24 protein-coding genes and 1 pseudogene are annotated in these 25,085 nt (G+C 34.0%); 7 read left to right on the top strand and 18 right to left on the bottom strand.

Translation table 11 applies throughout. The annotated features are described in order from the left end of the window. Positions 1–2: 2 nt before the first annotated feature. Positions 3–1,241, bottom strand: coding sequence for an ABC-three component system protein (locus DWW91_RS11300; protein WP_122327765.1), 1,239 nt, complete (start codon positions 1,239–1,241; stop codon positions 3–5). Positions 1,242–1,358: 117 nt separating this feature from the next. On the opposite strand from DWW91_RS11300, the gene DWW91_RS11295 reads away from it, so the two are divergent. Further along, positions 1,359–1,613, top strand: a complete 255-nt coding sequence (locus DWW91_RS11295) for an SOS response-associated peptidase family protein (protein ID WP_255420029.1) — start codon at positions 1,359–1,361, stop codon at positions 1,611–1,613. A gap of 420 nt (positions 1,614–2,033) precedes the next feature. Here the strand turns inward: DWW91_RS11295 and DWW91_RS27625 are convergent, their stop codons facing one another. From DWW91_RS27625 to DWW91_RS11275, 5 genes are all read right to left on the bottom strand, one after another. After that, positions 2,034–2,186 carry a hypothetical protein gene (locus DWW91_RS27625; protein ID WP_158599437.1) on the bottom strand — a complete coding sequence of 51 codons (153 nt, stop codon included), beginning with the start codon at positions 2,184–2,186 and terminating at the stop codon, positions 2,034–2,036. 11 nt (positions 2,187–2,197) lie between these two features. Then, positions 2,198–2,872 (bottom strand): hypothetical protein, encoded by a 675-nt coding sequence (locus tag DWW91_RS11290; protein ID WP_122327764.1) that lies wholly within the window; start codon positions 2,870–2,872, stop codon positions 2,198–2,200. Positions 2,873–2,885: 13 nt separating this feature from the next. Then, positions 2,886–3,470, bottom strand: a complete 585-nt coding sequence (locus tag DWW91_RS11285; RefSeq protein ID WP_122327763.1) for a hypothetical protein — start codon at positions 3,468–3,470, stop codon at positions 2,886–2,888. Positions 3,471–4,380: 910 nt separating this feature from the next. Continuing rightward, entirely contained in the window at positions 4,381–7,074 is a 2,694-nt protein-coding gene (locus DWW91_RS11280) for a hypothetical protein (RefSeq protein WP_122327762.1), read from the bottom strand. Between the two features lie 300 nt (positions 7,075–7,374). Beyond that, complete coding sequence (locus tag DWW91_RS11275; RefSeq protein WP_122327872.1) at positions 7,375–7,599, bottom strand: DUF2188 domain-containing protein; 225 nt, start codon at positions 7,597–7,599, stop codon at positions 7,375–7,377. A gap of 192 nt (positions 7,600–7,791) precedes the next feature. On the opposite strand from DWW91_RS11275, the gene DWW91_RS11270 reads away from it, so the two are divergent. After that, positions 7,792–8,085 (top strand): hypothetical protein, encoded by a 294-nt coding sequence (locus DWW91_RS11270; protein WP_122327761.1) that lies wholly within the window; start codon positions 7,792–7,794, stop codon positions 8,083–8,085. A 9-nt stretch (positions 8,086–8,094) separates the two neighbouring features. On the opposite strand, the gene DWW91_RS11265 is transcribed toward DWW91_RS11270, so the two are convergent. The 12 genes and pseudogenes from DWW91_RS11265 to DWW91_RS11210 form a co-directional block, all read right to left on the bottom strand. Further along, positions 8,095–8,634, bottom strand: a complete 540-nt coding sequence (locus DWW91_RS11265) for a DUF6680 family protein (protein ID WP_122327760.1) — start codon at positions 8,632–8,634, stop codon at positions 8,095–8,097. Positions 8,635–9,015: 381 nt separating this feature from the next. Continuing rightward, positions 9,016–9,348 (bottom strand): annotated as a pseudogene (locus DWW91_RS11260) (IS1595 family transposase); the annotation flags it as partial. 330 nt (positions 9,349–9,678) lie between these two features. Then, positions 9,679–10,491, bottom strand: a complete 813-nt coding sequence (locus DWW91_RS11255; RefSeq protein WP_122327759.1) for an antA/AntB antirepressor family protein — start codon at positions 10,489–10,491, stop codon at positions 9,679–9,681. A 136-nt stretch (positions 10,492–10,627) separates the two neighbouring features. Further along, entirely contained in the window at positions 10,628–11,212 is a 585-nt protein-coding gene (locus tag DWW91_RS11250; RefSeq protein WP_122327758.1) for a tyrosine-type recombinase/integrase, read from the bottom strand. 146 nt (positions 11,213–11,358) lie between these two features. Further along, positions 11,359–13,311, bottom strand: a complete 1,953-nt coding sequence (locus tag DWW91_RS11245; protein ID WP_122327757.1) for a BRCT domain-containing protein — start codon at positions 13,309–13,311, stop codon at positions 11,359–11,361. A 1-nt stretch (position 13,312) separates the two neighbouring features. Beyond that, complete coding sequence (locus DWW91_RS11240) at positions 13,313–13,879, bottom strand: BRO family protein (protein ID WP_122327756.1); 567 nt, start codon at positions 13,877–13,879, stop codon at positions 13,313–13,315. Positions 13,880–13,939: 60 nt separating this feature from the next. Then, positions 13,940–15,199 carry a KilA-N domain-containing protein gene (locus DWW91_RS28045; RefSeq protein WP_233584468.1) on the bottom strand — a complete coding sequence of 420 codons (1,260 nt, stop codon included), beginning with the start codon at positions 15,197–15,199 and terminating at the stop codon, positions 13,940–13,942. A gap of 39 nt (positions 15,200–15,238) precedes the next feature. Further along, complete coding sequence (dut, locus tag DWW91_RS11230; RefSeq protein ID WP_122327754.1) at positions 15,239–15,673, bottom strand: dUTP diphosphatase; 435 nt, start codon at positions 15,671–15,673, stop codon at positions 15,239–15,241. 2 nt (positions 15,674–15,675) lie between these two features. Beyond that, a complete protein-coding gene (locus tag DWW91_RS11225; RefSeq protein WP_122327753.1) occupies positions 15,676–16,005 on the bottom strand; it encodes a hypothetical protein in 330 nt (109 codons plus the stop codon). A gap of 1 nt (position 16,006) precedes the next feature. Further along, entirely contained in the window at positions 16,007–16,429 is a 423-nt protein-coding gene (locus DWW91_RS11220) for a hypothetical protein (RefSeq protein WP_122327752.1), read from the bottom strand. A 4-nt stretch (positions 16,430–16,433) separates the two neighbouring features. Then, positions 16,434–16,883 (bottom strand): hypothetical protein, encoded by a 450-nt coding sequence (locus tag DWW91_RS11215; protein WP_122327751.1) that lies wholly within the window; start codon positions 16,881–16,883, stop codon positions 16,434–16,436. Beyond that, entirely contained in the window at positions 16,883–17,428 is a 546-nt protein-coding gene (locus tag DWW91_RS11210; protein ID WP_122327750.1) for a DUF4494 family protein, read from the bottom strand. Before DWW91_RS11210 ends, DWW91_RS11215 begins: the two co-directional genes overlap by 1 nt. A gap of 357 nt (positions 17,429–17,785) precedes the next feature. Between DWW91_RS11210 and DWW91_RS11205 the strand changes: the two genes are divergently transcribed. The 5 genes from DWW91_RS11205 to DWW91_RS11185 are packed head-to-tail and all read left to right on the top strand — an operon-like array spanning position 17,786 to position 25,058. Next, on the top strand, positions 17,786–19,114 hold the full coding sequence (locus DWW91_RS11205) for a DUF935 family protein (protein ID WP_122327749.1): 1,329 nt from the start codon (positions 17,786–17,788) through the stop codon (positions 19,112–19,114). Next, entirely contained in the window at positions 19,104–19,928 is an 825-nt protein-coding gene (locus DWW91_RS11200; protein ID WP_122327748.1) for a phage minor head protein, read from the top strand. Before DWW91_RS11205 ends, DWW91_RS11200 begins: the two co-directional genes overlap by 11 nt. After that, a complete protein-coding gene (locus tag DWW91_RS11195; protein ID WP_233584467.1) occupies positions 19,925–20,380 on the top strand; it encodes a hypothetical protein in 456 nt (151 codons plus the stop codon). The genes DWW91_RS11200 and DWW91_RS11195 overlap by 4 nt, the downstream gene beginning before the upstream one ends. After that, entirely contained in the window at positions 20,377–21,318 is a 942-nt protein-coding gene (locus tag DWW91_RS11190) for an Ig-like domain-containing protein (protein ID WP_122327746.1), read from the top strand. The genes DWW91_RS11195 and DWW91_RS11190 overlap by 4 nt, the downstream gene beginning before the upstream one ends. Before the next feature lie 2 nt (positions 21,319–21,320). After that, positions 21,321–25,058 (top strand): hypothetical protein, encoded by a 3,738-nt coding sequence (locus DWW91_RS11185; RefSeq protein WP_122327745.1) that lies wholly within the window; start codon positions 21,321–21,323, stop codon positions 25,056–25,058. The last annotated feature ends 27 nt before the right edge of the window (positions 25,059–25,085 follow it).

Genomic DNA, 25,085 nt, shown 5'->3' with positions numbered 1-25,085 from the left:
TTCTATATTTTATTGAATTCCTTAATATCCATCAGACCAATTTTCTTACTATTGAAAATACTTCGCGGATCTCCCTCATATTTATCTCCAATAATATTCCTCATCACAATACTGCAATCCATCTCTTTACCTATTCGATGATTAACTATTAGATAGTCACATTCATTCAGACAATCCAAATTAGCCCTGTTATTATATAATTTTCTACATATTTGTCTTGCATTTGAGAGGGCTATCGTGATAGGAGCATGAAACATACAATCTTTCACCCATACAAATGAATCCTCCAGAGGAAGTTTGCAAAACCCGACTGTGGACATCAATTCCCTTAGAATTGGTTCGTTCGTTGACTCTTTTAAATGCTCTTGATGTTTATTATATGGTAATCCAGGCATAAGGCGTTGCACAATTGTCGGAAAGTTCTTCAATTCTTGTTGCATAATAAGCTCAATCAATTTATGAACGCACTCCGGAGCCAAAATTAAATCCTGTTCCTCCCAATCAGCAGGATCGTTGTTCTCATCGATGATTCTCTTCATGGCAGAAATCATGTGAAACTTCAAAAGGTGAGCGTATTCATCTGATTCAACCAAGCATAAGTCATCAGTATCGAATAATTTAAAAATTTCCTCAAAGAGAATTCCTGCCGCCTTGTCTCGGACAATATCAACCAATTTCCTGCGCTCATCTTTGAGATATTCATTATGAAGAGCTATGACTCTTTTGTCTACGAACCAATAAAGGCGTGCACATATACGAAATGAGGGATATTGAAATTCCCCTTTCTGGGTAATCACCTTTACCAATTGACTTATTGATGTATCAAGTTCTTCACCTGTCCGAGTTTCATTTTCCTGAAAATCTTTGTAATTCTTAACTTCCTCATCACTGATGGAATGGTTGGAATGGAAATACAAATTAGTCGTGTCTGTGCAAATAAGATTTTCCTTAAGTTTTTTATAAAGACCTTTCATCTGTTCCAACGCCTCTGAGAAACTATTCTTGTCCTTATAAAGTTTACACTGATGAAGGGAAATAGCAATATTGGCTCCATCATGGATTGAAAAATCATCGTAAGAATCTAGATAAAGAATATATTTTCCATACTTATCTCTAAGTTCTGGATTATTGACAACGTCATGAAAATAATGTAGAACGACGTACACGGCACATAGACCCTGATAGATATATCCAGCCCATGAACCGATAGCAGAATTATTAAACTTTCTCTCCACTGCCATATCTTTGATCTCTATAATTTTATCAATAACCTTTTATCAAGATAAATATCTTTAACTCATTAAGGTCTGTTGTTCTCTGCAAAGATATCACAAAAAACCGAAAATAAGAGAAAATCGGTGAAAGACGAGAAGCAAGCTAATAAAATCAAACGAATGACACTTAACGTCAGAGCAGATATCTTATTTCAGAAACCTTCGTTTTGGGAGCCGATCCAGTCAAAACGGTGTCTAGTCCCCAGTACTGGTTATTTTGAATGGAGACATGAAGGGAACAAGAAGATTCCTTACTACATTTTTCTTAAAGATGAAGAGATATTCTCTATGGCTGGTATATATGATGAATGGCTTGACAAAACTACTGAAAAAATCTGAAATTAAAAAACTATTGACTCCATTCCCAGCTGGCAAGATAGAGACTTATGTTATCGAGATATTTTTTTGAAAAAGAACAATAATGATCCAACAATAATAAAAGCATCATAAGTTGTTTTATTAATTTATTTCCATAAATTTTCCCATTTGTCCTTATATTGAATTAGATCCTTCAAATATACCTCTATTGGACAATCATTTAATGATCTAATTCTAAGACGATTATAGTACAAATCATCTGTGTATTCAACAGTTTTTATCATTTCTTCACGAGTTAGAATATAATAATTAATAACTTCATTATTATCAATATGCACAAATACATATGGACCTTTGATTTTTCCTCTAATAATTGTTCTTTGACTCCTTTTTAATCCAATTTAATAATTCGTTTTACATCTAGTTGTCTTAACTTGAATATTAACAGTCTGTTATTTCTGGATTAAGGCCAAAAATATCTACAGAAGGATAGTTCTTTAATGTTAGACTTGCAACCCAACCTTTAATATTCATCATGCCAACAACAAAATATTCTCCGGAAAGTCCTATTAGTATTTTACTGTTTTTATCCATATCATGATAAATTAAATACAACAATCAATTTTGAGATCTTTTAGTTTTTCAATTATATATTCTGAAGAGCAAAAACAATTTCCTATATAAATACCGTATATATTATATTTCCAATAGACAGCTCCACCACTTAATCCACGATATGTATCATAGTATTTTTTTAATGGCCTAAATTCATTCCTAAACGATCTAGGGGTAATAATCCCTTTCGTTGTCTTATCTTCTATAGACAGAGAATTAGATATAATATGACAATAAGAACTAGCTCCTAAAAAGTGAATACTATCCCCAAAAGGCTCAATACTTCCTGGTATATTTTCACGTGTATTCCAACCACAAATATATAATTCATGATCAACACTTAATTCTGATGAGTTCTTTAAAGTAAAAGGTATAACAATTCTCTCTTCAAAATTATTCAACTTACCAATAAATAGATCAGCACCTTTATCATCGTCATAATCTTTTAATATTGGAGAAATAAAAAATTCATTTCCTCTATAATAAGCTCTATAACTATCCAATTCTTCTTTAAAATTATGTCCTGCAGAAAGGAAAACTCCAGCGGTGTTAATAAGAAAACCAGTTCCTCGACTCACACTGTTAGCAATCACAAAACTCAAATCTCTCATTTTATAATCTTGATCACTATATACATCCTCTAATGATAATTCGTTAATATTCATACTTCATATTATTTTATTTTAACCAACTAGCCGAACATTTGATACACTCCATCACATCAATCACCCTATTACCTCCAGCAGTCATATCTTTCACAGCCTGATCCAGACAGTTCAAAATTTCTTTGAAGTCAGTTTCCTTCTCTGCGTATCCAAAGTTCAACCTGGCAGAATAAAGCTCATCCATCGCTTTTCTGAGTTCTTTTTGTCCAGACAAAGCATAATCCTCCGACTCACTAAAACCCGCTGTATAAGCCTCAGATATGGCTTTATCGAGGTAATCATCAACCTTGTCAATATACGTTTCAGATTCGGCCACTAATTTTCTCATCACATAGGCGATCCTGATGATCTGGGTATTCGTCATACTCGATTGATCCCGATTAAGAGATAAACTTTCTTCTATGCCGGTCCAATACTCTCCGGCTTCATTTATATTATCAACTGCTTTAACTGAAGTATCGATGGCATATTGAAGCTGCTCCAGTGTTGCGGCATATTTTTGTGCGGTTAACAATACTGGGGAGAAGAATAAAATCAATGTGACTAGAATCTTCCTCATTCCAACAAAATTAAAAATAACGCTTATATTTTCAAACATTTTTCTCTTTATTTTCTTATTCTTCTATAAACTTCCTCTTTCAAGAGGGAGAAAGGACACCTTATACCCTATCTCATGGTCCAACGATATTCTTAGATAACCCTGGCAGTTGTCAAGAACTCAGTAGCCATGATGAAGATATAAGCGTGGAAAAATCCTCACCAGTATTCATTAATACTAAATCGGGATGAGTTAGAGGATCTTGTTCTTATCCCAGCTTTGATACAGCTACGACAGTCAGTACATGTTTGGAAGATGCCAGTCGAAAAATTAGTATCCGGGAATAAATAACCGTTCTACTTTACCAGTGTTGAAGATGGCTGGTAAATATTAAAAAGACTTTGAGACAGTTTACTAAGAATATACTGAAATGTATATTTGATACTACACCTGCCTGGTTAACAAATACCTAACAAAAAGTAGGAAAGGTAGCAACAAATGCTTTACATGCGTATCAAAATCCATTGGGCAACGTCTCACCTGACGACCCGAACTCCGCAAAGAACATAGTCGAAGGCGCATGTGAAGTAACCGAAAGCAATAAAAATCCTATAATTTTACCCTTTATTGGAGGTATCCCAGTAATCAGCGTTAAGAGATATATACTTGTTCCCTGTATCTTGCTGACAGAAAAGTTATCCAATACTGAACAAAGGTACTATATAGGTGGAGGGGCGGAAGTGTTGTTGTATGCTTAACTGTTATTTCTTAATGTAATCCTTTTGGATTATGGTTAGTTACCCTTATATACCTTATGTATATTGTTTAAGAGATAATGACAACACCACATAAGAACATATCTTTATACCTTGTATATAAAGGTTATTAAAGAAGAGCGTTGCTCTACTGAAGGATGTTCTTATGGAGGGGTAAAGGGGAACCTATACTCAATTAAGGAATAGTAAATTCTCTACTTTCTCTTTATACACAATTTATCACTTGCCATTTTAAAATATTTCCCATAGGAATTACGAGGGTCATACTCATATCTAACAGTATCAAAATTAACCCTATACAAAAAATGATCATCAATAAGTATAGAATCTTTCTGTATATAATCAAACATAAATTTCATTACTAGTTCTGCATCTCTTTTGTGAGCATACTTATATATTGTTTCACAACAATTGATAAGATTAAATGTATCTTTCATTTGAGCTAATTTATATACATAAGATCCCCTATCAACAAAACTATAATCTTTATTATTAGCTAAAGGATGTGCTTTTGTATAATAGTAAACTGCTTTTTCAAGATCATACCAATAATATTTCTCTAATTTAGAATAAAGTTTAAACTCTATGCTATCTACATCATTTATATCTATGAATTTTTTTTTATTCAAAAAAATGAGAGTTTTATTATAGCGGATTCTAGCCGTTGAATCTTTTGAAAAAATATTATCAAGTATGGATGCTTCATCTTTGAAATCTAATGGATCTACTATAAAATTGAGTATTCTCAACCTTGTTCCATGAACAGTCTTGGCTTCATAAATCGGATTAAATAATAGATGTAAAACTTTATCTTCCACTATAGAATTATCTTTTAAATGATAATCATATCTAACCGCATCATAAAGATAATCTATTAATTTTTCTTCGTTATCACTTTGTTCATTTTTTATTAATGAAAGATATATTTCACCATTTACAAAATGACGTTTATAAGCCTCTTGGTAATAAATAGCAATAGAATCAGTATTATTTAAAATATATTTTCCATAAAGATAATATGCTTCACCAATAGTATAAGTAGAATCACTACTAACCAATAATGCATCTAATTGCTTTATTGCTTTTGCTCTATTATCAAGGTCATGATAATAGTGTTCTAAAATTATTTTAGACAAGTTTAATGCCGCATAATGATTGTAATGTTCTTCAACGACTTCTTCTAAAATTTTTTTAGCCTTAGAAAAATCCCCCATTTTCATTAACGATACGGCGACACAAGATTTAGCACAAATATAACCCTTTTTATATGATTTTAAATAACACTTATATGCCATTTCATAATCTTGATTAATATAATAGAATTCACCAATATAATATAGACAATAAGAATTATTTGATTTTTCAAAAAGTTCATTCAATAAAGGTGTAATTTTTTCATAAACATTCTTTTTATTATAACACAAAAATAAATATTCTTTCATTATTATATCTCGCCAATTCTTATATATTAACTTATCAAACAGATAACATATGTTTTCAAAAAAAGAAACAGGTTTATAGAGATTATAATCAATAGGTTCTGAGAAACAATTAATTGCTGAATCGATTTCACCAATATGATATAGCAAAATACCTTTATTTATTCTAGCTAAATCATATCCTCCTTGTATTGCTTCATCATATAATTCATTTAAGTAGGATATATCTTTATTGTTATCTAAATCTGATTTGCAGCAATATAAATAATATGCTCTAGCATAAATAGCTGCATTTCTGTGGCTATCCTCTGAGCATAATTTTCTCATTTTCAAAGCATATTTATTAAAACCAAGCGATTTACAGCAAGTGATGTATATTGTTTCAAGACCTGGGTCTAATCTCAAACAACCACCCGCTACAATTGTTAATCCTAATACAAAAAACAGTCCCAATAACAATTTAATAAACTTCCTTGTCCATAAATAATATATATACTTATTTACACCTATTTCTTTTAAAAATATTTTACTTCTATTTATATGTAGTATTAAAAGAAAATTACACTTGTCAAGAAAATAGGTAATGCTTTTTTTCTTAACTAATGCTTCTTTTACAAGACTTACATCAGCTGTTATCTGATCCAATTTATCAGTATGACTATCTAATATATCTATAATAGCTTGATACTTATTGGATTGTTCTCTCAAATACCCATCTATATTATTTGAAAATAGTTCTTTATTGCCTAATTTATTTAATAAATATTTTTTTTCATTTTTAGACAGTCCTATCTTACTATTGTTATTGTTTCTAATTGCTTCTTCTATCGTATCTAATCGTTCATTAAGTATTTGATTTTGTATATTGATAAATTGTTTATATTTATCTGAATCTGAGAGTAAATCATGGCTTAAATTTAAACGTAATAATTTAAAATATTCTACCAGAACACTATTTTTAGTCTCCGAACTTAAATCTTTTGTATTTTTGTTAAAATCTATACCCGCTATTATATTGATAGTTTTTTCTAGTTTAATATAATCGGAGGATTCATTAAACACACAACTCAGTGTTTCATTATCTATTTTTTTTGAATAATCAACTAATGATATATATTTCAATATCATATTTTTAGTTTTCTCACTAAACAATATCCGATTTGAATATTCACTCTTCTCATATTTTTTATAAAATTTTTTACTTGAAGATAATACTGACTTTTTAAATGTTTTCTGTAAAAAATTATCCAAAGAGAATAATTCTTCTTTTTTTAATCCTAATTTTCTTGCTATATTATTAAGCCCTTCTTCTTTACCACAATAATATTCCAAGATAGTTGCTAATGGCAGACTAAGAGCTACTGGAGCATCCACAGCAGCTAATCCCATATTTATTGCTATAGGCGTTAAAGCAAATGTAGAACCAAGTAAAAAAGAACCGACTTTCATATTAGATTCAATTATATATCTGCAATGTGACTAAAAATATTACACAATATTCAACACTGTGCAAAGATATGTATTCTTCTGTAAAATTAATATTAAATGATATGTAATTATTTAAGGTGACTATTTACGACAATACCCCAAATAGGCTTGTCTGATTTATAATAACTGAAATCTTAAACTTTGAAAAGGAATATAACATTTCCAGTTATTATACGTTTACATATAGCAGAATAGAAGGATTGAGAAAAAATAAACCCCGACAAGCTGTAACTTTGTCGGGACACATCCTAAATCTCAGTATTACCCTTCTGGTGGGTATGGGTCATTGCCGTAGCTATGCTTTTCACGAATGCGTCCATCTAATCCGTGTATAGCAACTTCTTGACCATTCTTAATAGCGATTTCACGGGCACGCTCAAATGCTTCTTGCTGTGTTCTGAAATTACCAGAACTGCGTTGAGCATTTTCTTTCTTTACCTTCCATTGGTCGCCATTACGAACAACATGAATGTTCTTGCCTGCCATATTTACCTCCTTTCTGTTCTTAGTGGCAACATGTTTCAGGTTGCCGTTATACAATAAAATAGCCCCAATCCTACACCCGATAGGTTGGGGCTTACTTATTGTATAACAATCGGTATGCCAATCGGTTATTTGTCTTAAAAGTGGCATAATCCCGACAAAGTTATAGAAGTAAAATGACAAAATGGCAGGTGTATGAACAGAACAATTATTTCAATCGAAGTACAAGACCACGGTGGTAAAGAGGCTAATATCATCGTCAGAGGAGAACGGAACAATCAGATTATGTTTGAGGAACAATTTGATTATAAGGACGAAGAAAAGCACTCTTTGCGTCTTCACCTTCTGAAAGGACGGTTTATGGAGAAGTTTCCGAAACTTGGCGAAAGTTTTGGTATTCTTTGTATTCGTAAACTATTCAATGATATTACGATACGGAGTAAAATGAAAGCCAATCCCGATTATAGAACACTTGATAAACAATCATGAAAGATAATGTTATACATCTCTCTCTAACAGCTCGTCATAATGTTTCTGATATTCTTCCTCCGAAAAACCTTCAGCGCAGTTTTTGGAATGCATTAAAACACGCAAGTTTTCTTGGAAGAGAATTTCCTGACGGCTCATTTGTGACCCAAAATATTTTGGAGAGTAAAAACGGTCTATCTCTGTCTGTTTCAAATTCTTATAACCAAGAGCCATCGCCATCTCAGAAAGCAAATCAAGCCGAAACGAATTACTGCTATCAAAATGAGGCGACTTCTCGTTCAGACTATCAAGATATTCTCTCCAAGCGTGTCTAACTTTCTTGTTGTCTTGAAAAACCACGTCAATAGAATTTAGGGCATCAACCCATTCTTTTGTTATTGGATTAGATTTTCTGTCAGCCATTAAAGTTAGAAAAAGTCGTAATTGAGCCTCTTTCTTGGCTTTTCTATCTTGGTATTTTATACCTAACACCCACACTATAATAGGAATTATGGCAACAGCTAATATTTGTCCAATACCAATAATTATCTGCATACTTTCTGTATTCATCTTTAATCTACGTTATTACGAATGCAAAGATATAGATTTTCTCACTATCTTTGCATTGTCTTTCGGGACAAAGTTTTGGAATATAATAAGGAAAGTGCCTTATACTCGTTGAAATCGCCAAATTATCAAGAGGTATATACAAGGCACAGAGGACAGCTCATACTTGTGGGTTGCCCTACTGTGCGTATATACAGGTATTTGGCGATACCTAACGAGTATGCACAGGGGCAGCCCACTTTCTTTAACAACTAACATTGTTAAACTTCTCCTATGGCTGTCGTGGAGAACTCGTTAAAATTCGCCACCATGGAACTTATAGTAGGTTTCTTTTGTATTCTGTTTGCGTTGGGTATTTCTATTGCCACCGCTGTATTAGCATCACGCAGTTTTATATGTCACGGATATTCTCTTGGATAATTCGATTGATGAAATACCTTTCTTGCGGGATGTTATTTCATAGATAGCCACGAACCATTTTCTCAATGGTAATTTAGAGCCTTCAAACATCGTTCCTATTCTGACGTTAAAGTTCTTGCCTGTATTCTTACAACGGTACATTCCATCGCCACGGTTATATACTTTGGACGTAGGGTCATAAGGAGAAACAGGAATACCATTTGCCCAGCGTTGCTGTTCCAGATACTTGATGCAGCTTTCCTCTGTAGGAAATGCTTCCAAAAGGTCATATAAGGAGTTGAATTTACCGATATTCATCTTACCAAAGTTTATAGTTCTTGCTATATATAACTCTGGTAAGAAAAGTTGCTTGGGAAAACAGTTATCTGTGTATATTGAAATACCGCCCAAAACTCTTGTTCTGAACGGTATTATTAGCAAAGTTAGTTAGGGTAATGTCGTAAATAATCACCTTATTTAATTGAATTGAATAAGAATCAAGACTTCTCGCTTTATCTACAATATGAGTCAGTCAAAAATCAATGGATACAAGTACCAACTAAGCAATGAATTATCACTTAGATACTAATTAGAAACAAGAATGAGGATATGCTATATTTCACAGATCCTCTTCTCTAATCATCATTTTTACAGTATTATATTATTCTCATCCAGCTTCTTCTTTAAATACCCCAACCCCTTATTTGTAATTAAAGTAGACTTGGAGAAATGTTCAACATTATACTTATCTACCGTCTTGACAATTTTCACTTTCATATACCCAGCTTGGATATATTGTTCATACGGTAAATTATTCCACATCAGGATCTTCATTTCACGCAAATCATACATCATAGTATTTCTTCCTCCCTTACGTCCGTTCATCAGAATCTTAGAAGCTTCAAGCATATCATAAAGCTTTTCGTCATCTTCGACACAGTGATCAAAGAAATTTACCTTATGGTGATTTGAGTTTATGTACTTGTCACGCTCTTTCACCTCTAGTTCTTTTTGCTTGACAGTTTCCAATGCCTCTAGTATCTCTTCTTCAGCATCAGCTAATGCTCTTAAAGCAGAAGGATAATCTTGGGGAAGAACTCTAACCATTGATTGTAGCTTCTTTTCACACTGGATGAAGTAGTCACGGATTTGATCACCTATTTCAGTTTTAGCCATCATTGCTAACTTCTTTGCCATATTCAAAGTTAGAGCATAATCTCTAGCTTTTTGGCCTCTACCAGAATACTCCTCATTTATGCGGAGTAATATCCAGTCCTCATTTTCAATAAAATAAGGACTTTCAGATAAATTCTTTTGTATCCACCTAGAATAATCCGCTACTCTATATCCTAACCCAATATATAACTCTCTGGCCGACACTAATTGTTTACCACTATCTTCTCTAACTCTAATAACTTTTGAATAATCTTGGTTATCCATTTTTTCGCACATTGTGCCCATAATAATCTTTTTTGAATGATTTATAAATATCTATAGCGAAGGACTCGCTAAGTATTACATTCTGGAAAATGTACTCAGTGGAATAGTAAAATACAACAAACAGGCTAACTTGATTTCATAAAAACATACTTTAGATTTAAAATTCAATTGAATCATACAAACTATTTATCTCGTCTTGCCGAATCCCCAGGTAACGTAAAGTAACTGTAGGACTTGAATGATTAAAGGTCATACACAATAACAATAATGCTTCTTGGCTCCTATTCATCTTCTCATACACATACCTACCAAAAGTCTTCCGGAAAGTATGTGTTGAAAAATTACCAACGGCAAGGCCATATTTATCCTTTATGTATTTAAGTCTTCTATTGATCGTTTGAGGAGTTATGTTTTCCTCTAGACTATCTTTAAAAAGAAACCATCCTTTATATGGTTTACCTAACAATTCGTACAATAGAGATATTCTTTCCTGTACTGTATGATTTATTTTAATCTTTCTTGTTTTACCGGTTTTTATCTCTATACATGTGAGAGATGTGGTATCTAATATGTCTTCCCAACGTAGTTGAATTATATCAGATACACGTAAAGCGGTACTGAAAGCTATCACAAAGTACAGTTCATCAATATAACGTTTATCAATATGAAGCTTATTCAATACCACTTTATACTCTTCATAAGGTAAATAATCTGCCGTTGTCAATACTCCTTTTTTCGCCATAACTTTAATTTTTATATCAATTATTTTAATGCGAAATTAGAGTTATGTTTCATACAAAACAAATCATTTACCCCTTAATTCACAAGAGGTCAGAACTTTATATTTCTTACACACGATTTTAAATCAACTAAACAAAGAATTAAGATTTATAAACCAAGTTGATTTTTTATTTCATCAATAGTTACAATAGAAATTCCTAAAGCACGAGCCTTAACAGCCTTTCCAGAAGAAGAATTTGGATCATCAGCAACCAGCCATGAAGTATTCTTACTGATAGAATTAGTCACTTTTCCTCCAGCTTTCATGATAAGTGCCTCCAGTTGACGATCTCGCACGCCAGTAAAACAAATCTTCTTACCAGCTAACAAATCGCCAGTATCTTTTGCATTCCAATCAATAGGGATTTGATTCTCGTTTACCCAATTTACAAATACTCTTTCATTACTCAAAAATTCGTCGATCATCTTCTTTCCTATCCCCTTTGTATTATTCAATATATTGACAATTACCAAAAGATCTGTAGTACTTAGTTCTCTATTGGTCCACAGCCTAAGAGTATCATTGTCGATATTAGATAATAAAAGCGTAGCCTTCTTCTCTCCAATTCCTTCAAAGCAATCAGAAATTTCCATTAATTTAGGGAGACTAACACCTTCATCGAATATAGATCGGTTCTTCTCAATGATTTTACTGGCCGTATCATATCCAATACCATCTATTTTCTGCAAATCAGACAAATCGACCTGAAGAAGTAGTCTTGGGGTTTCTATCCCGGCATTGAAGATTGCTTTCAATGTTTCCTCTCCTATATCTTCATATTCCATCTTCTCGCAGAAGTAAACTAACTTAGCCAACAGTCTTCCTGGACAATTCGGATCAGGACACATACGATCTGTTTTTGTCTCATTCCATACTGTTGGATTAAAACATGATGGACAATTAGAAAACGCAATTTCTGTAATTTCTTTTATTACAGTTTTATTAACCCCAACGATTTTGGGAATAACTGCCCCTGATCGAATTACACGAATTTCCGCCCCTGCTCCAATTCCTTTATCAAAACAGAAGCGAGCATTGTATCCTGTTGGGTTTTCTATAGTAGCACCTTCCAGTTCTACTTCTTCAATCGCGACTGTAGGACGTAAATATCCATTCTTTGAGACCTTACAATCTATATATTTTACTATAGTAACTTCTGCCGATGTAAACTCTTCAGGTTTGTAAGCAATTGCCCACTGAGGATTACCGGTTGATGGATGACGGCCAATAGAATCCCATTTACTTATATCATTCACATATAGCACAAGACCATCAATTGCACACTCTCGTATCCAATCGTCAAACAACATCTTCAAATTATATTCATTTATATCAGATACCTTTAACAGAGATCTACAGGTGGAATCCCCATATATTCTTTGCATATATTGAACTAAGTCAATATAACTATCAAAACCTTTAGAGCCTTCTCCAAATGCACCATAACGATATAGTCGAACATGCTTTAGTAAATCAGAAGAAGGAATGTCACGTCTGAACAAACCTGAAACAGTATTTCTTGCAGATTTGTAAGGTTGTCCATTCAAGGGGTTTATTTTACCTTGAAAATATTTTCTCCAACAATCGTGAGTAATAATTGCTTCTCCAAATGTATATTCAATAGGAGAATGAAAGTCATGATATACTGACCTCATTGTTTCCATATGCTTTTTACAATCTAACCCTTCATTATCACTTCCTCCTCTGGAGTAAGTCATCATTGTTCGTTCATTGCAGAGTAAACTTATACCATCGTATTTAGGAGTGACTACCACTTCGTCAGTATCTTTTAATCCGATCTTTATAAACCATTTCTTAAGTTCAGACAATGATTTCACTTTGTCAAGCGATTTCATGGGATAAGGGAGTTTTGTCTTTCTATTCTCAGACACCTCCATTCCAGGTTCAATATGTTTGAACCAATCATTATCCGGGTCAATCTCTTTCAACTTATCAATCCAAGTATCATATTCTAAGTCTGACATAATAGGAGTACCATTCCGGTACTCCTTGTTTGCTTTTACGATCTTATCGTAGATTTGTTGTTTATTATTATTCATTTTAATTGATTGAGTATGTTTTTACGACATTTTCTAAAGCCATACGTATTTTATGTTCGATAATCTCAACAATATCATCACTTTGCGTATTGATAACTATGAGATTATCGATCAATGAAGAAATGTTGACTGAAATTGTTTTGTTATTTAAAGGCTGTTCGTTTAGGTACTCTTTTTTCTTGAAAGAGGCAAATCTAATAGCATCATTCTTCCTTCTGATATCAGGCATATATATTTTAGCCATCTTATACTTAAAATCCATTGCTATTTTAGATCTGGCAATTACAGCTAACCCATAAAAATCCGATTCAGAAATATATGTATCGCTATCTATTAGAGTTACGTTTGTCATATCATTTACTTGTAATAAGTATTGCTTTATTCGACTCCACCGTATTGACTTTGTTACATTGCCATTTCTACGTTCTGCTTTTTCAAACCCTAAGCTGACAGCCACATCTTTCAAGTTTAAATATACCTCATTATCTATAGTCATAAAATAATGGATTTCATTTTTCATGTGAGTAGCAATATCTTCAAATGTATATACGCTTATTTGTTCGTTCATGATTGTTTTTGTGATTTTTATGTCCACCAATCCGAAATGAAAAGGTGGACATGGTTATTATCAAGCATCTACTAACTCTTCTTCTCTCTCTTCCCATAGCTGACGAATTAATGTACGTCCTTCATGATTCCATCTTATGATTGATTTAAAAGGAGATGGAACTAATAAAGTTTGGTGCTCATCTGTTACCGTCCAAACACCAGTACATCCCTTTAACACTCCTCTTTTGCTCAAATATTGATTAAGAATTTGAGCGGAAGTGCGAAGTTCAGTCGCGATAGTTGTAGTTGTGAAATAATCTCTATTTTCAACCATATTAGAGTAATATTCTACTTTGGGTTGATCTTCTGCTATTTTAGCTTCCTGTATTTCTACTGTTTGCTGAAGGTGAGCGGCCAGTATTAAAGCATCGCTAAATTTTGCGGGGATTGGATATCCGCCAAAGTCTACATTAACTTCAGGTTTAATTGACACCGATCCTGTTTTCATAAGTTCTTTGATTTTATCATTACACCAGATAGCAAACTTAGGTGATAACCAACGAGCAAATTCAAGAGCAACATCTTCATGCATCCAGGTTCCTTGTTTAACTTTCCCTGGGATACCACCTTTTACAACATTAATCAAACTGGGATACATCTTGGCTAATGAGCTGGCATTCAACGAAGTGGTTTTTCCGACTTCGGTAATTAAGCCCCTTTTTTCCGCTATTGCTAAGATTATTTCAGTAGTGTTATTGTTATCAAACCATTGTCTTACTTCTTTCTTAGCAAACCCCTTAGCCATTTCAGTAGCGTTTACCATAACAGTACCATCCACATTCTTAAATGTTACAGGATTATCTCCATAACTAAAAATTACAGGAAGGTTTGTAACAGGTAATTCGTCTTGCTGAACTTTTTCTCTTAAGTATGTATAACCATTCAAATTAAGTTCAGCATTGATCGTGCCAAAAGAAGGTATTCCGAGCAGCTTTTCACTCTTCACAAAAGCTTTGATCACTTTCTGTAATCTTAACGCACGATCTCCGCGAATTGAATCGGTTTCAGCATAACCTTCCAAAAACCAAATCACATCAGTTTCTTGAATACCCCATGTATAGTGCGATTTAATAAATGAAGTCTTTCTTTTACCAGTTAGTTTCTCCAGAACATAATCTTTGCTATCTGGCATAAACCAATTCTTAACCTGGATAGCACTACAGATATCTGCTAACTGGAACCATACGACCTTATCTACACTATTTACGGCATACTTAATATTTGAACCTTCAAATTCAAAACTTCCTCTCTTTAATATGTTATTGATATAATTAGACATTTGCTTGTTTTCTTTATTGTTATTACACATCTATAATAATTAATTTCTTCCCGTATGACCGAAACCACCAGTCCCGCGTTCCGTATCGTCAAGGACTTCTACCGGTTTCCAGCTTATCTGGCTGTGGGTGGCGATAACCATCTGGCAGATACGCTCTCCATCGCATATAGTGAATGGATCTGATGAAAGATTAATAAGGATTACCCCTATTTCACCTCGAAAATCGGCATCGATTGTCCCAATAGCATTAGCCAGAGAGATACCATGCTTCAATGCTAATCCACTACGAGGGCGTAACTGAGCCTCGTAACCTTCAGGAAGAGCAATAAACAATCCGGTCGGGATCAGCTTGCGTTCCAATGGTTTCAGCACTACGGGTTCTGTTAGGTTTGCACGGATATCCATACCGGCAGATAGTTCTGTTGCGTAAGAAGGGAGTTGGTGTTTCGATTTATTTATAATTTGTATTTCCATTATTATTTACTATTTGATTTGTTAAATCTTTTTGTTCTTTTGAGCAGAAGTTCCGGAACCACATAGGTCCGCTCCAACCCACATAGTTTATCAAAATCTTGAAGTTTTAATGAATTAAAATCGGAAAGGTCAACTTCTATGTCATCAGGAATAACTCTGAAGTATAAGTTATTGGTAGAAATAAGGTCTCCTTTCACGTTTAGCCATACTGATACAGCGTAAGAACCGGTTAACTTAGCTGCTGTATTTATATTTTTTGTTATGGCTATCAGGTCAAATTTGGGATCAAAGACAAGAACTCCTTTTGGTTCTTGTCTTGATTGTCTTGCCATTTTATGAAACTAATTGATTCAATACTTTCTTTGGTAATCTCTGTTTAGCAGAAACGACCAAATAGTTATCAGATACAAGGAACCCATTAGTAAACAACTCATGCATGCGATCGTGCATATAGATTGAAAAATTAGGATCAACGTATGCAACAAAGGCAAAAGCTAAATATGCATGCATCATTGTATCTCCATTGTCATCAACAAGGAAAAGTTCATTTGGATCATTAATTTTCAACTTATCAGCATAGTAATTGATTAACGATTTATTTCTATCCTTGAAATCATCTACGGTACACACTTCAAGGTCTGCATTCCTTAGTTCTAGAAATTTTGTAGCATTAAATACGTCTACTCCCATTACATGTCCAAAAAGCAAGTCTGGGAGTTCAGGATACCATGCTCTGTAATTATGTTTTAAACTCATTTTTTTAAACTGTAAATAGATAAACTTTTTGATTTTGTTGTTCTCTCATATCAATATGGACCCAATTCACCTTATCCTCTAACGAAAGAGAAAATGGAAGTTCGTTAGCATGTGAAATGATCCAGGCTCTTACCTCCTGAGGGGCCATACCTTTAACGTCAAAGTCACAGGCTTTTCCTAAAATGTGGGAACTCATATATGTTTTCGATAAATTAGTTTTAGATTTTACCAAATCACACAAATTACATCGAAGACCTCTCTCATCAAAAACACCTCCTAAAGTCCAATTATTTGCATAAATTGGTTTATTTAGTTTTTCTCTCAAAAAATCAAGAGTTTTCAATAGACGAGGATCAAAGAAATTCCAGATGAAGTTCGGATTATGTCCCCACTTTTTATAGACATGAGGACATACCAATTCCTGTACTTCAAAATGTTTCGGAATGTATAACATTAAAGCCGGTTCTTAATCATATCATAATCATTTACCAAACTTCGATGCGTTTCATTCAATACTAAGATCGTATCATACTTAGTTCCATTTATATCTGGAATTTTGAAATCAAATACGCTATCTTTCAAATGAGCTTTTAAATGTTTTTCAACATCAGATGTAGATTTTGCTGGTACTAGATAAATTTCTGTTGTAGTTTTGGTCTTTTCATCAGAAACTTCTTCAAACAGTACTTTAGCAGAGAATAACCTTATGCCATCCTCTTTTTCAATAAAATACTCCATATAGCCCTTTTTCTCCGATTGTTCAACCGTGAGAATATCACTATACAAAAGATTTTTAATATTATTCAGCCTATTGTTTTTGGGTATATCAATAGTATCTGGAAATTGTGTGGTCTTATCAAGAAGTTCTAAGACCGTATTTTCGGCATCGCCAAAGTTAGCCGACTCAATTAAAAATAATTCTTTAGCATTTTCTTCCTTACCTTTGCTGTTTGTGGTACGGAAGTTTCCTTGAACGCTAAAGTAGTAAAAACCATACATTAATTAAAATACTAAATTTAATTCTTCATTCTTTACTAGTGTTATGTTTGTTTATTAATACGATGCAAAAGTAAGAGCCGCATTTTATATATCCAAATAATTATGCATTTATTTTTTCATAAATTATTTATATAGCTAATTATCATAAGTTTAAACGCCATTAATTATTTTATAAAACACAACAAATATTATAACAACAATGATCAACTATGTTTATCTATATTAATTACGACAAAATGAATACTAACAAGAATGAATAACAAATACACTATAGTTATTGATGTGCTTTTTTCTGATACCAAATAAATAAAACAACACATCATATCAATACCTATTCTTTTAAAAAATCAAAACCTAATGAATGAAGCAATTAATCAAGGAAAAATAGACTCTGGATCTCTTGAAAGTATTTTTCGTCTAAGCAAGAAAACTATTCAAGAGTATGTTGCAGAAATTGAAAGGAACTGTCGATACAAATCAACACGATCACAAACTGTAAAAGGTACTATACTTGATGATCGCTCCAGGTTGATAGATTTGTATGAGGCATGTGTACAACAAGACGCGCACTTAAGAAGTGTATTAGAAACACTAGAGTCGCAGATTATAGGTGAAAGATATATGTTGGCCAAACAAAATGCAAATGGACAATATATAAGAGATGTAGAGGCTACAAAGAAAATCCAAGGTACACAATTTATAAAGATTATTAGAGGAATTGCAGAATCTAAGCTGTATGGATACACTTTGATTGAACTAAATTCATCAATAGACCCCATAACCGGAAAATTGAATGACGTAAATATTATTGAAAGAAGAAACGTACTTCCTGAACAAAAAACAGTTATTAAGCGACAAGGTATATGGTTGCCCAATTGGGATCTGGATAATCCAAAGTATAAAAAAAACTATATCCTCATAAATTCCGGAGATTTAGGTTTATTTTCTGCTACAACACCCTTAATACTGGCTAAAAAGTTCACCCTATCCAACTTCATTAATTTTGCACATACATATGGGCTGCCCATTATACATGGAAAAACTGAAAACGAAAGTCCTGGAGATAGAAATAAACTAGCTAACGATATTGCCTCGGCTGCAACAAATAGAGTCATCGTGACTGGCCTAACTGATGAAATAGAAGTCAAAGCCTTTACGATGTCTAACTCTGAGAAAATATATACCTCTTTGATAGCATTTGTAAATGCAGAAGTGTCTAATCTTGTTTTGGGGTCCGAATCTATGGCTGGTGCTACACAGTCTTATGTAGGCTCAACTAAAGCACATCAAGATGTTTTCAGGGATCGCATTAAAGTGTACCGGGAATACATAGAAAATGCCATGAACGAAGAAGTAATCCCACGTCTTGTTGCAATGGGTTACATAGAGAAGGGGTTAGAATTTAAGTATTCTGGAGGTTTGGAGATGGGTGTTGACAGTAAAATCAAACTTTATGATTTTTTGACCGACAAATATGAAATTGATCCGGAAGAAATAACAAAAGAATTTGGCATTGTTGTAAAGAAGCAGTTCAATAACCCTGCTGGATGGGCCGATATTAACGATGATGGAAAAGTTGATAAGAAAGATGCAGAACTAAACAATGGCTCTACTCCTACTCCTAGACGTAGATACAGAAGTAGATCTGTTGTAAATTACTTGCAGGAGGTAAAAAATGGACGATGAAAGTTACTTCGATGAATCACTTGTTGATCAGGAGTCTGAAAAGGAATATCTTATTCTTCTTGGATTATTTTCCAGTTTACTTGATAAATACAATAATCAAACATTAGATTTAGAATATTTTCAAGATATAATAGAAAAAAGAGCACTTTTTGCTTATGGGCATTGTATCAGAAGATTTGGTATTGATTTTGAAGAGGCTATAGATATTGTAAGAAATCACAACGACCTATATCTTACTCCTTCAGAAATAGAAAGAAGAAAGATTCTATTGGCAGCATTGGATAATCTAATAGATTTTGCAGCAGCTGAAGAAACACAAATGTATATGGACTTGGAAGAACAAAACGAAGATTTAGATCCTACTGACATCTTTCAATTATATAATAAGACATATGCAATTACCGAAAATAGAGATATAGATTATTCAGCCACAATAGCCGCTTGGTGGATCAACTTATCTGAAGAAACAACGCTAATGTATATGACTCAAGGAGATGAGCGTGTACGTGATTCTCATAGAGCACTAGAAGGTCTTAGTTATCCAAAATCTAGTTTTCCCGAATGGCTTATTCCACCAATAGACTGGAGATGTCGATGCTATCTTATAGAATCTTTCTCCAGACCTAATTATCAAGACTATACAAACACTGATAACATTGTTAATCAAGCAGTAAATCCGATATTTAAGAAAAGTCTAGCTAAAGGAGGTCCTATTTTCGGAGATGATCATCCTTATTTTATTGTGGATAAGTCCTTAGTTAAACCAATGCAAAAAGTTATTACCTCAATAAAATCAAAATTCAATTTAGCGTGAAAACAAATATCACTTTTGAAGAGATGCTAAATCAATGGAAAGTGGCCCCTAACAAGTTTGCATCAGGATTATTTAAAACCAAACTAGAAATTGGAGAAACTTATGTTAGAGAATTCAAACGTTCATTTGATTTACAGAAAGATCCTAGAGGAAAATTTTGGAGAACAAGAAAACGCAATTATAATCATCCTATATTAAATGAAACAGGTGCATTAAAGAATTCTATTTCGTATCAACTCTATGATGGTGGTGGTTTAATGATATACACCGATGAAAACAGTTTTCCAGCAGGAAGAAGGAAGCACGATAGTAAAAGTTATGCAGCTTTCCATAATTCTCAAGACGGAACATATCCACCCAATATCCAACGACAATTTATGGGTGATTCTCCTTTAATGGAACTAAAGGTCCAAAACATGTTATATAAATTATTACAAAGTATCATTTCATGATAAAAAAATATAAGCCAAAACCAAAAAGTGAAACAGATATAGGAGAGTCAGACTCTGGATCAACTCAAATTGAGAGTCAGAACACAATAGGTGATGTTTATCAAGCTATCAAAAGAGCGATTCAAACGGTAAGAGAAGATGAAGAAAATCCAGACAGTCCTCAATTTTTTAAAACTATAGCAATAGATACTGGACAATTCGAAAGAATAATGAGTTTAACCAATACCGAATATGAAACAGCATTTCCTGCCTGCTTTGTGAGGTTCGTTAATGTACATTTTCTCGTTGCTCAACAAAATATTGGAGAAGGACGAGGAACAATAAGAATCAGATTCATATTGAACAGGTTAGATAATCAACATGTAAATTGGGAAACATATCCTTTTCAAATAGCAGAGAGACTTAATAAAGCAATACAAGCAGCTAAAGATACAGAAGGAGCACTCCAAGAACGATGTAATCTTATGTATTTTGATATGCCACAGTCAACTAACATGTTACAAGCTTATTGGTTAGACTATGAAATTTACTTTCGAATTATATCAAGCTATAAATATACTAATTGGATTAAGAAAAAAGTGATTATTCCACCGTTTACCAATCACAGCGACATACCTGATGGTAAAGAAGATGTAACAAAACCAACATATAATGAAGCATCTACAATTGATGACGGAATCATAGGCATTACCAATATAGAAGTATATCCTGAAAATTGTAGAATTCAGATTGGAGAACAAATTACACTAAGAATAAAATTTACTCCCGATGATTCTACAGATAAATCACTAACATTCACATCCGACAACCCTGAAATCGCATCAATCAATTTCAATGGCATTATCACCGGGATAAGCATTGGTAGCTGTAAAATAAACATACTAACGTCTAATGGCATTAGTATTAATAAGACCATAACTGTATATCATAAACCTTAACTATGGATCAAGAACTGAATAAAAAATGGTATTCTATTGATTCGAAAAGCAGATCTATGAAAGCTGCTTTTTTATCAAATGAATTATTAACCACCCAAACAAAAAATGAATTTGATACTTCAAAAGAGATCATTGAGCAAGTAGATGAATTTATTGATAACGCTAAAATTTACACTTCAATCAGCAATATCACAACAGAAGATGGGCATCTCATAATTGAATTTGCAAACGGGTTAACTTTTGATTGTGGTAAAGTAAGAGGAGATAAATTCATTCCAGTTAAAACAACTTCCGGAATCGAATATCGTTATGAAAGTGAACCTGAAGATCAATTACGTCTATTGGTTCCTATTGATGATATCCTTTTCAAATTCGAAAATCTTACAGATGAACAACGTGACCTGTTAGCCTTTCATTTTTCCGATTTTACAGAAGATGAAATAAAACAACTACAAGAACCGGCATTAGAAGCAGCTCAACTAGCTAATGACGCTACAACAGAAGCAATCGCAGCTACAAATGTCAGTATTCAGACAAATGAAAAAGTAAAGGTAGCAGAGGAAGCCAGAGTAGCTGCTGAAAATATTCGTAATTCTAATGAAGCCACTCGCATCTCAAGTGAGCAGAATAGAATAACAGAAGAAACGATTCGAATACAAGCTGAAAAACAGAGAAATACTGATGAAGATGTAAGAAAAGGAAATGAAGCTATCAGAGTTAACTCTGAAGAATTGCGAGATAAGGCTGAAATTGAACGGGGTAAAGCTGAAACTATCAGATCTAACTCTGAAAAAGAACGTATATCTAATGAATCTATACGGGATACCAATGAGATTAATAGACAAACTGAAGAATCTGCTAGAAGTGAAGCTGAATCTATTAGAATAATTAACGAAAATCAAAGAATAGAAGCAGAAAAAGGAAGGAAAGAAGCAGAAACAAATAGAGAAGATGCAGAAAAAGAAAGAAAACTAAATGAAGAAGTTAGAGAATCCTCAGAAGCCGATCGTATAGATTTAGAATCTGTAAGAAAATGTAACGAAGATATTCGACTAGACAATGAGTCCAAACGTGTTACTGCAGAAAACACAAGATTAGAATCAGAAAAAAAACGTATCACAGAAGAAGAGACAAGGGTTAATAATGAGGTAGAACGCCAAGAATCAGAAAGTGACCGAGTGTTATCGGAGGATATTCGTAACAACCAAGAAAATGATCGAATAACTTCTGAGACCAATAGAGTTGACTCTGAAACAGAAAGGATTAAAAATGAAGCTAATAGAGTTGAAGCTGAATCATCAAGAATAGAAAAAGAAAAAGAAAGAGATGATGCTGAAAAAAACAGAATAGCTTCAGAAACTGAACGTATTACATCTGAGACCGAACGTTCAAATTCCGAAAAATCCCGTAGTGATGCTGAATCATTAAGGGATTCCACAGAAACTAAACGTATCGATGCAGAATCTGATCGCAATCAAGCAGAGTTACTACGCGTTCAAGAAGAACAAAATCGCATATCAGAAGAAAGTAAGCGAAATGAAGCAGAGCTGGTTCGCAAAACATCTGAAACAGATCGTATTGAAGAGGAAAGTAAACGTTCTTCTTCGGAAACAGATCGTATTAATGCTGAAAAATTACGTAATGATGCTGAAGATACCCGTGTAATTGAAGAGAAAAAACGTGATGATGCAGAAAAAATAAGGATTGAAGCTGAGATATCACGTATAAAAGCAGAGGAACAACGTGTAATAGACAACAATGAAGCTTTAGTAAATGCAGCAGCTGCTACAGAATCAGCCAATAATTCCGCTGCTGCTGCACAAGAAATGGCTGATAAGCAACCAATTTTTGACCCCTATGGATATGTATATTTTTGGGATAGAACGCTGAAAGACTATGTAAAAAGCGATGTCAACCTAATGGGAAAACCATTCAGTATAGCAGAAACATATCCTTCGGTAGAAGCCATGAAAGCTGATGCTGACAATGAAAAAATTCCATTAGGATCTTTTGTTGCTGTTAGTATTCCAATACCCGATGTTCCTGAAGGAAGTGATACAGAAGAGCCAGATACGGCTAAACTTTACGTAAAAAATGAACGCGATGGTGTAATCAGTTTCAATTTTATCGTAGATATGTCTGGTGCACGAGGATTTACTGGAAAGACACCGCAATTTAATATCGGATTGGTAACGAAGGACGAAAATCCTTCAGCCTCTTTATCTCCCAATGGAACAGATTCTAATGGAAACCCTAAGTTTCTACTAAATCTTGTGCTTCCGAAGGGAGATAAGGGGAATACTCCTCTCTTTGAGATAGGAACAGTCACAACAGGAAATCCAGGCGATCCTGCAGACGCTTCTTTAGTTCTTGGTGAACAAACAGAAACTGGTGTACCTAAATATCGATTGGATTTGGTATTACCGCAAAGTTCAGGAAGTGTGTCTGTACAAAAAGAAAATCTGAAAGCAAATAAGACTTATTTATTCAAACCTTCAACAGATGGAAGTGCTGATGGAGAATTTGTAGAATACGTTGTTCCTATTCAAATACAAACAGACTGGAACGTTACAGAGACAGAGTTGCCCTCATTTATTAAAAATAAACCTTCTGCTTTTAAGCCATCAGAACATTCTCATAAAAAGTCTGAAATAACAGATTTTCCAACATCAATGCCGGCTTCCGACGTTTCTGCCTGGGCAAAAGCTGCTACAAAACCAAGCTACACTGCAGCAGAAGTAGGTGCTTCTCCAAGTAATCACAACCACAACGGAGTATATCAGCTGAAAGGTAATTATGCCTCTAGTTCTCATGATCATTCTGGAGTCTACGAACCTGTTTTTACGAAGAACTCTGCCTTTAATAAGAACTTTGGTACAACCGCTGGAACCATTTGCCAGGGGAATGACAGTAGACTAAGCAATTCACGTCCAGCATCAGATGTTTCTGCTTGGGCGAAAGCGGCAACAAAACCGGCTTATACAGCTGCCGAAGTAGGAGCCTCTCCGAGTAATCATAATCATTCAGGAGTATATCAGCCGGTTGGCAGTTATGCTGCATCAAACCACAATCACTCCGGAGTATACGAGCCTGTATTCAGTAAAAATAATGCTTTTAATAAGAACTTTGGCACAGCGGCAGGAACTGTTTGCCAGGGAAATGATAGTCGATTAAGTAATGCCCGACCTGCTTCAGACGTTTCTGCTTGGGCAAAAGCCGGAACTAAACCGACCTATACAGCCTCTGAGGTTGGTGCCTTAGCTAGTGGTGGTACTGCTTCTGCTGCTAATAAAACAACTGGTACTCTTACTATCAATGGGACCGCATTCAATGGTTCTAGTAATGTTAGTATTACTACTCCTAACACGACTTACGGTCTTGTAACTCAGTCTGCTAATGGCTTAATGAGTGCTGCCGACAAAAAGAAGTTAGATCGAATAGGCATGAAGACTACGGCCACAACTGTAGCCAGTCTGAATGTTAATTACGAGACGATACATGTAACCCTGTCCGGTAATGCCTCTTTATCAGCTAATCTAACTGGGACAGCCTACGATACCTGGGAAACTCATGTGTTTGTTCAGGCGAGCGGGGGCAACAGAACTGTAACAATCCCGACCAGTGGAAGCTATATCAGCATGTGTGGCAGTAGCGTTACGATCCCTTCAGGTAAATGGTGTGAGTTTAATCTGAAATGTATTGGTGGTATCTGGCACATCGCTAAAATGGAACAAGAATAGGAGGAAATGATATATGGGTAGAAGACG

The organism is Parabacteroides sp. AF17-3 (genome assembly GCF_003635445.1).
GTDB classification, from domain to species: Bacteria; Bacteroidota; Bacteroidia; order Bacteroidales; family Tannerellaceae; genus Parabacteroides; species Parabacteroides goldsteinii.
Note: the sequence above shows the minus strand (reverse complement) of the source record. Positions and strands in the feature narration are given on the sequence as shown.